This window comes from Agrobacterium sp. CG674 (assembly GCF_053521645.1).
The window spans coordinates 724000-735359 of the sequence record NZ_JBNWDZ010000002.1; the positions used below are offsets into that span (position 1 = coordinate 724000).

At 57.2% G+C, this 11360-nt stretch carries 12 protein-coding genes and 1 other RNA gene; 7 read left to right on the plus strand and 6 right to left on the minus strand.

Going from position 1 to position 11360, the window contains the following annotated elements; all coding sequences use genetic code 11:
• Window positions 1-14: 14 nt before the first annotated feature.
• Together ACQZ51_RS08575 and ACQZ51_RS08580 are read right to left on the minus strand one after the other, a co-directional pair.
• The gene (locus ACQZ51_RS08575; protein WP_448776422.1) at window positions 15-542 is read right to left on the minus strand and encodes a dihydrofolate reductase; all 528 of its coding nucleotides are present in this window, start codon (window positions 540-542) and stop codon (window positions 15-17) included.
• Window positions 539-1333: a thymidylate synthase gene (locus tag ACQZ51_RS08580; RefSeq protein ID WP_448776424.1), complete on the minus strand. Its 795-nt coding sequence runs from the start codon at window positions 1331-1333 to the stop codon at window positions 539-541. The genes ACQZ51_RS08575 and ACQZ51_RS08580 overlap by 4 nt, the downstream gene beginning before the upstream one ends.
• Window positions 1334-1519: 186 nt before the next feature.
• Here ACQZ51_RS08580 and ssrA point away from each other — a divergent pair.
• The 3 genes from ssrA to ACQZ51_RS08595 all read left to right on the plus strand — a co-directional run bounded on the left by ssrA (window position 1520) and on the right by ACQZ51_RS08595 (window position 2789).
• Window positions 1520-1890: a transfer-messenger RNA gene (gene ssrA / locus ACQZ51_RS08585) on the plus strand.
• Between the two features lie 149 nt (window positions 1891-2039).
• Entirely contained in the window at window positions 2040-2549 is a 510-nt protein-coding gene (locus ACQZ51_RS08590) for an SspB family protein (RefSeq protein ID WP_042616054.1), read from the plus strand.
• Window positions 2550-2576: 27 nt separating this feature from the next.
• Window positions 2577-2789 (plus strand): DUF4169 family protein, encoded by a 213-nt coding sequence (locus tag ACQZ51_RS08595; protein ID WP_042616117.1) that lies wholly within the window; start codon window positions 2577-2579, stop codon window positions 2787-2789.
• Between the two features lie 14 nt (window positions 2790-2803).
• Here the strand turns inward: ACQZ51_RS08595 and ACQZ51_RS08600 are convergent, their stop codons facing one another.
• Both ACQZ51_RS08600 and serB read right to left on the minus strand, forming a co-directional pair.
• Window positions 2804-3361: a GNAT family N-acetyltransferase gene (locus ACQZ51_RS08600; protein ID WP_448776426.1), complete on the minus strand. Its 558-nt coding sequence runs from the start codon at window positions 3359-3361 to the stop codon at window positions 2804-2806.
• Window positions 3358-4248, minus strand: a complete 891-nt coding sequence (gene serB / locus ACQZ51_RS08605) for a phosphoserine phosphatase SerB (protein WP_448776428.1) — start codon at window positions 4246-4248, stop codon at window positions 3358-3360. Before serB ends, ACQZ51_RS08600 begins: the two co-directional genes overlap by 4 nt.
• Between serB and miaA the strand changes: the two genes are divergently transcribed.
• Window positions 4247-5173: a tRNA (adenosine(37)-N6)-dimethylallyltransferase MiaA gene (gene miaA, locus ACQZ51_RS08610; RefSeq protein ID WP_448776430.1), complete on the plus strand. Its 927-nt coding sequence runs from the start codon at window positions 4247-4249 to the stop codon at window positions 5171-5173. The two genes, serB and miaA, sit on opposite strands and share 2 nt — an antisense overlap.
• 17 nt (window positions 5174-5190) lie before the next feature.
• Here the strand turns inward: miaA and ACQZ51_RS08615 are convergent, their stop codons facing one another.
• Window positions 5191-7161: an ATP-binding protein gene (locus tag ACQZ51_RS08615; RefSeq protein ID WP_448776432.1), complete on the minus strand. Its 1971-nt coding sequence runs from the start codon at window positions 7159-7161 to the stop codon at window positions 5191-5193.
• A 424-nt stretch (window positions 7162-7585) separates the two neighbouring features.
• Here ACQZ51_RS08615 and ACQZ51_RS08620 point away from each other — a divergent pair, with 424 nt between their 5' ends.
• From ACQZ51_RS08620 to ACQZ51_RS08630, 3 genes are all read left to right on the plus strand, one after another.
• A complete protein-coding gene (locus tag ACQZ51_RS08620) occupies window positions 7586-9343 on the plus strand; it encodes an acetolactate synthase 3 large subunit (protein ID WP_446737666.1) in 1758 nt (585 codons plus the stop codon).
• 19 nt (window positions 9344-9362) lie between these two features.
• Window positions 9363-9935, plus strand: coding sequence for an acetolactate synthase small subunit (ilvN, locus tag ACQZ51_RS08625; RefSeq protein ID WP_042616048.1), 573 nt, complete (start codon window positions 9363-9365; stop codon window positions 9933-9935).
• 168 nt (window positions 9936-10103) lie between these two features.
• Entirely contained in the window at window positions 10104-10424 is a 321-nt protein-coding gene (locus ACQZ51_RS08630) for a hypothetical protein (protein WP_448776434.1), read from the plus strand.
• 30 nt (window positions 10425-10454) lie between these two features.
• On the opposite strand, the gene ACQZ51_RS08635 is transcribed toward ACQZ51_RS08630, so the two are convergent.
• Window positions 10455-11300, minus strand: a complete 846-nt coding sequence (locus ACQZ51_RS08635) for an aldo/keto reductase (protein WP_448776436.1) — start codon at window positions 11298-11300, stop codon at window positions 10455-10457.
• Window positions 11301-11360 lie beyond the last annotated feature (60 nt).

The following is an 11360-nucleotide window of genomic DNA, read 5'->3' on the forward strand; positions in this document are numbered from 1 at the left end:
TCACGGTAAATACTTCACTGATATGCGTGATATCTGCGATAGGTCGTGAATCTGACCGGATAATTGTCTTTTTCCCCGGCAGACAAGGCTATTTCGTCGATTTTTTCAAAAAGCGCGGGGTCGATCTCGGGGAAAAACGTATCGCCTTCCAGAGAGACCTCAACATGGGTGACGGAAAGTTGATCGGCGAAGGGCATGGCCTGACGGTAGATTTCGCCACCACCGGCCACGAAAACCTCATCGACACCAAGCTCTGCTGCCTTGTCTGCGGCAAGCGAAAGCGCATCTTCAAGCGACGACACCACGTCCACGCCGGCGGGGCGATAATCCCGGTTGCGGCTGATGATGATGTGAGGGCGACCGGGCAGGGGGCGCTCGCCGACGGAGAGAAATGTCTTGCGCCCCATGATCATCGGCTTGCCCATGGTCAGCGCCTTGAAGCGCTTGAGATCTGAGGACAGCTTCCACGGCATGTCGAGATCGCGACCGATAACACCGTTTTCTGCAACAGCGGCGATGAGCGTGATGCGCGGCTTGCTCATACGGCGATCGGTGCCTTGATGGAGGCGTCGGCCTCATAATTTTCCAGCGTGAAATCCTCGAACTTGAAATCGAACAGGCTCGTCACGTCGGGGTTAAGGCGCATGGTGGGCAGTGGCTTCGGCGTGCGCGTCATTTGCAGCTTTGCCTGCTCGAAGTGGTTTGCGTAAATATGCGCATCCCCCAGCGTGTGGACGAAATCTCCGGGCTTTAGGCCCGTCACCTGCGCCACCATCATCGTCAGCAGGGCATAGGAGGCGATGTTGAAGGGGACGCCGAGGAAAATATCTGCCGAGCGCTGGTAGAGTTGGCAGGACAGTTTGCCATCGGCCACGTAAAACTGGAACAGGCAGTGGCAGGGCGGCAGCGCCATGTCATCGACCAGCGCCGGGTTCCATGCGGACACGATATGGCGGCGTGAATTCGGATTGACCTTCAGGCTCTCGATCAAAAGCGCGATCTGATCGATGTGGCGGCCATCGGGTGCTGGCCAGGAGCGCCATTGCGCGCCATAGACAGGCCCGAGATTGCCGTTTTCATCCGCCCACTCATCCCAGATCGAGACGCCGTTTTCCTTCAGATAGGCAATGTTGGTATCGCCTTTGAGGAACCACAGCAGTTCGTGAATGATGGAGCGAAGATGCAGCTTCTTGGTGGTCAGAACCGGAAAGCCTTCCGACAAATCAAAGCGCATCTGGTATCCGAAGACGGAGCGCGTACCGGTGCCGGTACGGTCGCCACGGTCGCTGCCAGCATCCATCACATGCGCAAGAAGATCGAGATATTGCTTCATAACAGTCCGCCACCGATTCCATATATACTCGCATTATAAGCTTTTGCGGCGACGGGACCAGACTTAGAAAGTCTCGTCCCCCGGATTCTGGTTTCGCAAATGCTGCGTTGTCAGAGGGCGGTTTGCGCGCTGAAACGCATGGCTTGTCGGGATTTGCGCTGATCGCTTCATGGAAATGTCACGAAGCCCCTTTTCTCGGGCGCGTTATACGCCTATATGAGCCTTGCCGGGTGCAAATCCGGCTATGGCGATAAACGGTCGATGGAATAAGCCTATTGGACCCGGGGGCGGTACCCGGCGCCTCCACCAAAAACTGGCCTCCGCTTTGGGTGGCCCGCTTTTGATGGGGGCGAAATAGGATCGACAAGGGTGTAAAGATCGAACTTTTGCTCGGCATGATACCGCCGTTATCGGGTCACAAGTGTAGTTGCAAATGACAACAACGCTAAGGAATACGCTCTCGCTGCCTAATGGCGGTGTGGGAATTCCGACTTAAGCCCTTACGGTTAGCCCCGTAAGGCGGGGTTCGGAGGTACCTGGCAACAGAAACCTCCACCTTCTCCATTTCGCCAGAATTGTTTATAAGATAACCAGAATTGCTTATGTGGTGAAATGACTCGGGCAGTACGGGGCTTTTCCGTTGCTGCGATGTAAGACATTGCGTATACTTGGTTAAAAGACGTTCGAATAGGAAAGACAGGACCGTATGGGGCAGGATCATATCCGTTACGACATTCTCGCACAGGATGCCCTTCGCGGCGTTATTCGCAAGGTATTGAGCGAAGTTGCGGCGACGACGAGGCTGCCGGGCGACCATCACTTTTTCATCACCTTCCTGACTGGCGCGCCGGGCGTTCGGATTTCACAGCATTTGAAGTCCAAATATGCCGAGCAGATGACCATCGTCATCCAGCACCAATTCTGGGACATGAAGGTCACTGAAACACAGTTCGAGATTGGCCTGTCCTTTTCGGATACGCCGGAAAAGCTGGTCATTCCTTTCAATGCCATCAGAGGCTTTTACGATCCTTCCGTGAACTTCGAGCTTGAGTTCGATGTTCCGCTCGCGGACGAGGAAGAGGTCGTGGAAGCGGAAATCACTGCATATCCCGTTTCGGCAGAAGCCAAGGCTGCACCTTCTGACGAGGCGAAGCCTGACGAGGAAAAGAAGGCCGGTTCTGTTGTTTCGCTGGACGCTTTCCGCAAGAACAAGTGATAGCACGGCGCGGATCAGGAGATTGTTTTGACAGGCGATATCGTCAATCTGCGCCAGTTTCGCAAACAGAAGACAAGATCTGAAAAAGAGAAGCAGGCGGAGCAGAACCGCCTGACTTTCGGTCGTACAAAGGCCGAGAAAAACCTGACATCTGCCTTGAATGACAAGGCAATCCGGGCGCTCGATCAGGGCAAGCTCGACAAGGGCGATGCAGAGGGCGACCACGACAATAAGGGCTGAAGCCAGCCCACCGTCTATTTCCCGTTCCACCCGTCCATGGTCTGCGCATAAGTAACATGCGGCATGAGGTGAGGGTGCGTATCTGGCACGCGCGGGTGGATGAAGTCCCGCGAGACATCTCGGATGAGGCCGATGCGCTTCATAACGGCAATCGAGCGGTGATTGTCCTGAACGGCGAAGGATACGATTTCCGGTATCTTCTTTTCATCGAATGCCATTGCCAGCAATGATTTGGCCGCTTCCGTGACATAGCCATGGCCCCAGAAGCTCGGGGCCAGCCGCCAGCCTATTTCAAGCGCGCTGTCGGCAAATATGCCGTCCAGATTGGCGGGTGCGATGCCGCAAAAGCCGATGGCTTCACCCGTTTCACGCAATTGGACGGCATAGAATCCATAGCCGGTGGCGTGGATCATCTCGTTGGTGCGCACCATCGCAGCATCCGATTCGGCATGGCTGCGGCAGGTTGGGAAAAACTCCATCACCTTTGGATCGGCGTTGATGAGCCGAAAAAGAGCGCGATCTCCGGGCTTCCAGTCGCGCAGAATGAGCCTCGGTGTTCCACAGATAATCATGGAGTGACGAAGTCTGACTTTCTGTAGCCCTGAAGATAAAGGAGTGCGGTGAGATCGCTGTGATCGATGCGGATTTTCGCCTCTGCCGCCACCGCCGGTTTGGCGTGAAGTGCAACGCCCGCACCCGCCAGATGCAACATGCCCAGATCATTGGCGCCATCGCCCACCGCCATCGCGTCCTCGGGTGAAATGCCAAGCTTCGTGGCGATGTCGTTCAGGGCATCGACTTTGGCCTGCTTGCCGAGAATGGGTTCGGCAACGGTGCCATCCAGCAGCCCGTCTTTCTCGCCCAGAATGTTGGCGCGGTTTTCATCAAAGTCCAGCGTGGCCGCAATACGGCTGGTGAAGACGGTGAAGCCGCCGGACACCAGAGCTGTGTAATGCCCCTTGGCCTTCATGGTCGCGATCAGCTCCAGACCGCCCGGTGTCAGCGTGATCCGCTTTTCGATAACCTCATCCACGACAGAGATCGGCAGGCCCTTGAGCAGGGCGACGCGCTCACGCAGCGCTGGCTCAAAGGCGATTTCGCCATTCATGGCGCGGGCCGTGATGATGGACACCTGCTCTTTCAGGCCGACTTCGGCGGCCAGCTCATCAATGCATTCCTGCCCGATCATGGTTGAGTCCATATCGGCGATCAGGATTTTCTTGCGGCGCCCATCCTGCTCCTGAATGGCGATGTCGATGGGTCTGTCGACGATGGCCATGCGCAGCACGCGTTCGGCTGCAGCGACATCCGTGCCATCACGCAACACTAGGTCGCAGGCAATGCCATCCGCCAGCCAATAGAGCCCGGACGCGTTCAGTGCACTGGCCGCGCTTTCCGCAATGGTAGAATTCAGAACAGGATTTGACGGATTGGCGATAAGCGTGGCAACGAGAGCCATGATGAGAAACCTTGATGACGACTTCGATGCGATCCTGATAACCGGCCCGACGGCAAGCGGCAAGTCCGCGCTTGCGCTTCAATGGGCGCGGGAGAACAATGGTGTCGTCATCAATGCAGACAGCATGCAGGTTTATGACACGTTGCAGGTGCTGACCGCGCGTCCGTCGCCAGATGAGATGGAGGGTGTGACGCACCATCTTTATGGCCACGTTCCGGCCGCCCGGCTTTATTCCACCGGCGAGTGGCTGCGTGAAACGGCGGCCCTTGTTGAGAGGCTGCGGGGCGAAAAGCGTCTGCCGGTGATTGTCGGCGGGACCGGGCTGTATTTCAAGGCTTTGACGGGCGGCCTGTCCGATATGCCCGCCATTCCGGCAGAGATCCGCGAGAAGTATCGGGCGTGTCTGGTGGAAGATGGACCGGCTGAGCTTTACGAAGAGCTTACTCAGCGCGACCCGGAAACTGCCGCCAGCCTGCGACCGACCGATGGGCAACGCATTGTGCGTGCGCTGGAGGTTCTGGAAGTGACGGGCCAATCCATCCGCACCTTTCAGCAGGCGCGTGGCCCCATGATTATCGATCCCGACCGGGCGAAGAAATTCGTGGTGCTGCCGGAACGAGCCTTGCTGCATGAGCGAATCAATCATCGATTCGGTTTGATGATGCAGAGTGGCGCGGTGGAAGAGGTGAAGGCGCTTCTGGCACAGGAGCTTTCTTCCGACGCAACGGCCATGAAGGCCATTGGCGTTTCCCAGATTGCCGAGATGCTGGCAGGAAGGATGACGCAGGCGGAGGTGATTGAAAAGTCCGCTGCCGCGACGCGCCAATACGCAAAGAGACAGATGACGTGGTTCCGCAACCAGATGGGTGAGGACTGGGAGAGGTTGGACCCGTTGCGCGGCGGCGGCGTGACACTGAGCAGATAAATAGGAAACCTGCTGCCTCAGTCTTTCTTATAGAGACTTCCGAGCGGCGTCTTCAGCAAGCTGTCGCGCAACGATGGTCGCTGCTCCTGGCTGTAAGGCTGCGGCGCAGTGGCCCCGAGCCTCGACTGTGGTTCTGTTGCAGCCGGTCGCTGGGGCATTTGCGGCTTTGGGGAAAAGCCCGAGCTGCGCGGCAGCATTTCTGGCCGGTAGGGTTCGTTGCCGCTGGTCTCTTCGTTCAGCGTGCTTTTCCAGCTATCGAACTCTTCCTCTTCTGCATCCTGAGCCATTGTTGCGTCATAGCTCTGGCGGAAGCCGGAAATATCCGGGCCGGTGACTGCGCGCATGCGTTTGACGATGGAGCGAAGGTCAACCGTATCAGGCGTATCTTCAGCGATATGCGGCATGACGCCATTGGCTTTGGGAAGGCTGTGGGCGGCGACGCGATCAAACTTGATACGCATTGGCACGCTGATCGCCTCACCAAAGGCAATCGCCTCGCCATTGCCGATGGACGACAAAAAGCTGGTGGTGGAAACGGACGAGTTGGGGATGGCCGAGCGGATGATCTCCTGGTCGTTTTCGTTGGAAAGCCGCATGGCAAACACGGTGGAACACTGCGACAGGATCGTCTGGTCCAGCTCTCCGGGGCGCTGGGTGATGATGCCGAGTGACACGCCGTATTTGCGGCCTTCCTTGGCGATACGCGCAATGGCCTGACGGGTTGGGAAAAAGCCGAGAGCGGGATCTGCCGGGACGTAACGGTGGGCTTCTTCGCAGACGACCAGTGTATGAATGGCGCCCTGGCTCCACAAGGCCAACTCAAACGCCATGCGGCAGAGGACTGAGGCGACGGAATTCACCACTTCGGACGGAATGCCTGCGAGCTGGAACACGGAGATGGGTTTGCCTTCTCCCGGCACGCGGAAGATATGCGCGACCGTTTCCATGATCGTATCGGTGATCGTGCTGTTGGAGAACATGAAATGGTAGCGCGGATCATTGATGGCGGCCATGATGCGCATCTTCAGGGTTCGCAGCGCAGGCTTCTCATCCCGGCCTTCCAGCCGCCCGATCCGCTCGTCGATCAGCGCCAGAAGATCGGCTATACGGTAGGGCACCGGCGTATCGGCTGTCAGCGAGGACTTTTCCGAGGCGCGGCGCATGACCGAGTTATCGGCGCCGCGAAAGGCGCGCTTGGCTTCCGGTATCAGGTCGCGCAGAACGTCCAGCTCTTCGGCCACGGCCTTGCGTCCGCGATAGAGAACTTCCGTAAACTCCTCCAGCTTCATCAGCCAGAAGGGCAGGTCGAGCGTATCCGTATCGATGACCACAGAGGTCATCGGGAAGGCTGCGGCATATTCATTGTGCGGATCAAGAATAAGGACGCGCAGCTTCGGGTCTTTGGAAATCGCCTTGCTGAGCAGCAGCGACACGGCGGTCGATTTGCCGACGCCGGTGGAGCCGAGGACGGCGAAGTGCTTGGACAGCATCTGCGGAATGCTGATCGTGGCATCGATCGTGTCATCCTGCGTCAGGCGCCCGACGACGCATGCGCCCGCTTCCTGCGTTTCGTAAATCCGCATTAGATCGCTGGATCGGATGCGATGGGCAACAGCGCCGAGATAAGGGTAGCGCGAGATGCCGGTCGAGAAGCGTTCGATACCTTCAGCCGTTGGACGGATTTCGCCCAGAAGCTCCACCTCGATCAGGAGCGTATTGTGGCGTTCGTTCGACCATTCAACTTGATCGGTTCGCATGGCGTAGGTGAGGGCCGCGACCCGTGTTTCGCCCAGATCAATGGAAATGAGCCGGCCCACCGACCAGAGTTCCGCAAGGTCGGTCTTGCCGGGTTCGGTGGTGGCTGAAATGGTGGCGCGGGAACCGGTGCAGGAAATGACGCGCCCGAGCAGGCGATTGGCAGCCATCAACTCGTCGCGGCGATCTTGCTCGCCCGCATGTGCCGATTTGCGAAGGTCGTCGTTGAACACGTTTCGCCCCTGTCATAGGTCTTGTCTGTTTTTATCGTCTGGACGTTCCGGGTTCGTCCAGCCATTGCCCCCTGAATTTAGATGGTTGCCTTTAACAACTTGTATAGGAAAGGCGAAATTTTGTTTCGCTTACGGATCGATTCCCGCAATAAATGAAATTTTTTCCGTAGCGTGCGTTGACGGACGTTAACTTTGTGGCTAACACTCCGACCCATGAAAAATCTTAACGTACTTATCGTGGTGGGACGGCGCATGGGCAGGATGGTGTAACCATCCGGCGAAAGCACCCATGCGCTGAACGAGGCTCCTCCAGGGGCCTTTTTTTATGTCTTTCACTCGGGCCACATGGCCCAACGATATCCAAAGCCAAATCGGGATGGAACAGGCAATGACGGATAAGGACAATACGGAAAACAGCAACACCATGACGGGCGCGGAAATCGTTCTGCGTGCGTTGAAAGACAACGGCGTCGAGCATATTTTCGGCTATCCGGGCGGTGCAGTTCTTCCGATCTATGACGAGATTTTCCAGCAGGACGATATCCAGCACATTCTGGTGCGCCACGAGCAGGGTGCAGGCCATGCCGCGGAAGGTTACGCCCGTTCAACCGGCAAGGTTGGCGTCATGCTCGTAACGTCCGGTCCAGGTGCCACCAATGCCGTGACCCCGTTGCAGGATGCGTTGATGGACAGCATCCCGCTCGTCTGCATCTCCGGTCAGGTTCCAACATCGCTGATTGGCTCCGATGCCTTCCAGGAATGCGATACCGTTGGCATTACGCGCCCTTGCACCAAGCACAACTGGCTGGTCAAGGACGTCAACGAACTGGCTGGCGTCATCCATGAAGCGTTTCGCATTGCCCAGACGGGTCGTCCCGGCCCTGTGGTTGTCGATGTTCCCAAGGACATTCAGTTTGCGACCGGCACCTATACGCCGCCATCCGCTGCCGTCCAGCAGAAGAGCTACAAGCCGCGTGTTCAGGGTGATATCAACGCCATTCATGCAGCCGTTGAGCTGATGTCGAAGGCCCGACGTCCCGTGCTCTACACCGGCGGCGGCGTTATTAATTCCGGCCCTGACGCGACACGCCTGTTGCGCGAACTGGTTCAACTGACTGGTTTCCCAATCACCTCGACCCTGATGGGCCTCGGCTGCTATCCGGCATCGGGTGAGAAGTGGCTGGGCATGCTGGGCATGCACGGTTCCTACGAAGCAAACATGGCCATGCATGATTGCGATGTCATGATCTGCGTCGGTGCGCGGTTCGATGACCGTATCACCGGTCGCCTGAATGCGTTTTCGCCCAATTCCAAGAAAATCCATATCGATATCGATCCATCCTCCATCAACAAGAACGTCCGCGTGGATATTCCTGTTGTTGGCGATATCGCCCATGTTCTGGAAGACATGGTTCGCCTGTGGCGTGCGCTGCCGCAGCGCCCGGACAAGGCGCAGACGCAGGATTGGCATGAGCAGATCGAGCGTTGGCGTGCGCGCAAGTCCTTTGCCTACACCCAGTCCAAAGACGTTATCATGCCGCAATATGCGATCCAGCGTCTTTACGAGGCATCCAAGGGCCGCGAAACCTACATCACCACGGAAGTGGGCCAGCACCAGATGTGGGCGGCGCAGTTCTTCGGCTTTGAGGAGCCAAACCGCTGGATGACATCGGGTGGTCTCGGCACCATGGGTTATGGTCTGCCCGCCGCCATCGGCGTGCAGGTTGCCCACCCGGACGCGCTGGTTATCGATATTGCCGGAGACGCATCGATCCAGATGTGCATTCAGGAAATGTCCTGCGCGATCCAGTACAATCTGCCGGTCAAGATCTTCATCCTGAACAACCAGTATATGGGCATGGTGCGCCAGTGGCAGCAATTGCTGCACGGCAACCGCCTGTCCAACTCCTACACGGAAGCCATGCCTGATTTCGTCAAGCTGGCGGAAGCCTATGGCGGCGTTGGCATGTATTGCGATGACCCGGCGGAACTGGATGGCAAGATTGCCGAGATGATTGCCGTCGACAAGCCTGTCATCTTCGATTGCCGCGTGGCCAATCTCGCCAACTGCTTCCCGATGATCCCATCGGGCAAGGCGCATAACGAGATGCTGTTGCCGGATGAAGCCACCGACGAAGCCGTTGCCAACGCCATTGACGCAAAGGGCCGTCAGCTAGTCTGATCGGGAGAGGAACACGGATATGAACGCACATCTACAGCCCACCGGTTCGGCCTACTTCATCCAGAAGGAAACCGAAACGGTTGAAAACCACACGCTATCGGTTCTCGTTTCCAACGAACCGGGTGTTCTTGCCCGCGTGATCGGCCTGTTTTCCGGCCGCGGTTACAACATTGAAAGCCTGACGGTTTCGGAAACGGAGCATGAGGCGCACTTGTCGCGCATCACCATCGTCACGCGCGGCACGCCGGGTGTTCTCGAGCAGATCAAGTCGCAGCTTGAGCGCATCGTGCCCGTTCACCGCGTTGTGGACCTGACCGTCCGCGCCCGCCAGAATGGTCAGGATCGCCCCATCGAGCGCGAAGTTGCGCTCATCAAGGTAGCAGCAAAGGGTGAAGACCGCGCCGAGACGCTGCGTCTTGCCGATGCCTTCCACGCCAAGGTGGTGGATGCCACGCTGGAGCATTTCATCTTCGAAATCACCGGCAAGTCGTCCAAGATCGACCAGTTCCTGACCATTATCAAGCCACTGGGTCTCATCGAGGTTTGCCGCACGGGCATCGCTGCGATGAACCGTGGCCCGCAGGGAATGTGATCTCTGCCTTGATAGAAGACGACAATGCCCGCTGCATCTGCTGCGGGCATTTTTGTTTGATGTGGGTTGAGAGGTGCGCCGCTTGTCGGTAGAGGTTCGTTTGCCGACACATGGCCTACGCGCTTCGATGTGTCTCTGCCTCCTGAGGCTGTTTATGGAAGGGTGGATGTGAAACGCAAATCACGCGAAACATGGGCGTTGTACTGCAGAAGTTACCTTCTCACAGTTGGCTTTCTGCTCTTGGCAGGATCGCTTTTTTCGCTCTATCTCGTCCATAGTGGATCAATTATCTGGCCGTGGTGGGGCCTTGCCGTGGCTGCCGTTGTGGCAAGTTGCGGTGTGGCACTTTTCGGAGTGGGGCTTTTCGGCAGCCATTCACGCCTCGATAAGTGGGCTGACGCAGCCTCCACCCATGAGGCTAGCATCATCCTGATGGCGATATCATACCCGACCTACCTGATCCTGAAGCAGTTTTACCACCGGCGGTGACGACAATCGAGAAATGGTAAAGCGCTGAATTTAGAGCATTTCCAGCGCGGTCTTTTTCACCGGTGGCGGAAAGACGGCGTCGAGCGCTTCCCAATCTTCGTCGCTGATCTCCAGATCAGTCGCGCCCCTGTTTTCTTCAACACGATGGGCGTTGGAGGATTTCGGGATGGCCATCACGCCATCGCGCTCCAAAAGGAAGGCAAGTGCGACTTGCGCTGATGTCGCCTGATTGGCCTTGGCGATGCGGATCAATTCGTGATTGGCAAGAATTCGCCCCTGCTCGATAGGAGAGTAAGCCATCACCGGCACGCCATGCTGTTGGCACCAAGGCAGAAGGTCAAATTCCGGTCCTCGGCGAGAAAGGTTATAAAGCACCTGATTGGCCGCACAGTTTTTGCCTTCGGCTATCGAAAAAAGTTCTTCCATGCCATCGGTATCGAAGTTGGAGACGCCCCAATCGGCAATCTTGCCGTCGGCTTTCAATCTCTCGAAGGCATCAACCGTTTCTTCCAGCGGGTAGGAGCCGCGCCAGTGCAGTAAATAGAGGTCGAGACGCTCGGTTCCAAGGCGTTTCAGGCTGCGCTCGCAGGCTTCAATCGTACCCTTGGCGCTGGCATTGAATGGGTAGACCTTGCTGACGAGAAACACATCGTCACGCAGGTCTTCAATCGCCTTGCCGACGATCTCCTCCGATTTGCCGTCTCCATACATTTCAGCAGTATCGACAACGGACATGCCCAGTTCCACAGATTTGCGGATACTGGCGATTTCGTCAGCGGCTTTTGCGCTGTCATCGCCCATATTCCATGTGCCTATGCCCAAAGCCGAAACCGTTCTGCCGGATGGCAGGGTGATGGTTGGGATGTCGTCGTACATGTGAGCGCTCCGGGTTGATGTCATCTGCATCTTAAACCCACGAGCCACGAGGTCGATCCA

What these genes read in the sequence shown, in the direction of transcription:
- ACQZ51_RS08580 (WP_448776424.1), bottom strand. Translation starts at nt 1,333, where the DNA reads ATGAAGCAATATCTCGATCTTCTTGCGCATGTGATGGATGCTGGCAGC.
- ACQZ51_RS08620 (WP_446737666.1), top strand. Translation starts at nt 7,586, where the DNA reads ATGACGGGCGCGGAAATCGTTCTGCGTGCGTTGAAAGACAACGGCGTC.
- ilvN (WP_042616048.1), top strand. Translation starts at nt 9,363, where the DNA reads ATGAACGCACATCTACAGCCCACCGGTTCGGCCTACTTCATCCAGAAG.
- ACQZ51_RS08590 (WP_042616054.1), top strand. Translation starts at nt 2,040, where the DNA reads ATGGGGCAGGATCATATCCGTTACGACATTCTCGCACAGGATGCCCTT.
- ACQZ51_RS08575 (WP_448776422.1), bottom strand. Translation starts at nt 542, where the DNA reads ATGAGCAAGCCGCGCATCACGCTCATCGCCGCTGTTGCAGAAAACGGT.
- serB (WP_448776428.1), bottom strand. Translation starts at nt 4,248, where the DNA reads ATGGCTCTCGTTGCCACGCTTATCGCCAATCCGTCAAATCCTGTTCTG.
- miaA (WP_448776430.1), top strand. Translation starts at nt 4,247, where the DNA reads ATGATGAGAAACCTTGATGACGACTTCGATGCGATCCTGATAACCGGC.
- ACQZ51_RS08600 (WP_448776426.1), bottom strand. Translation starts at nt 3,361, where the DNA reads ATGATTATCTGTGGAACACCGAGGCTCATTCTGCGCGACTGGAAGCCC.
- ACQZ51_RS08635 (WP_448776436.1), bottom strand. Translation starts at nt 11,300, where the DNA reads ATGTACGACGACATCCCAACCATCACCCTGCCATCCGGCAGAACGGTT.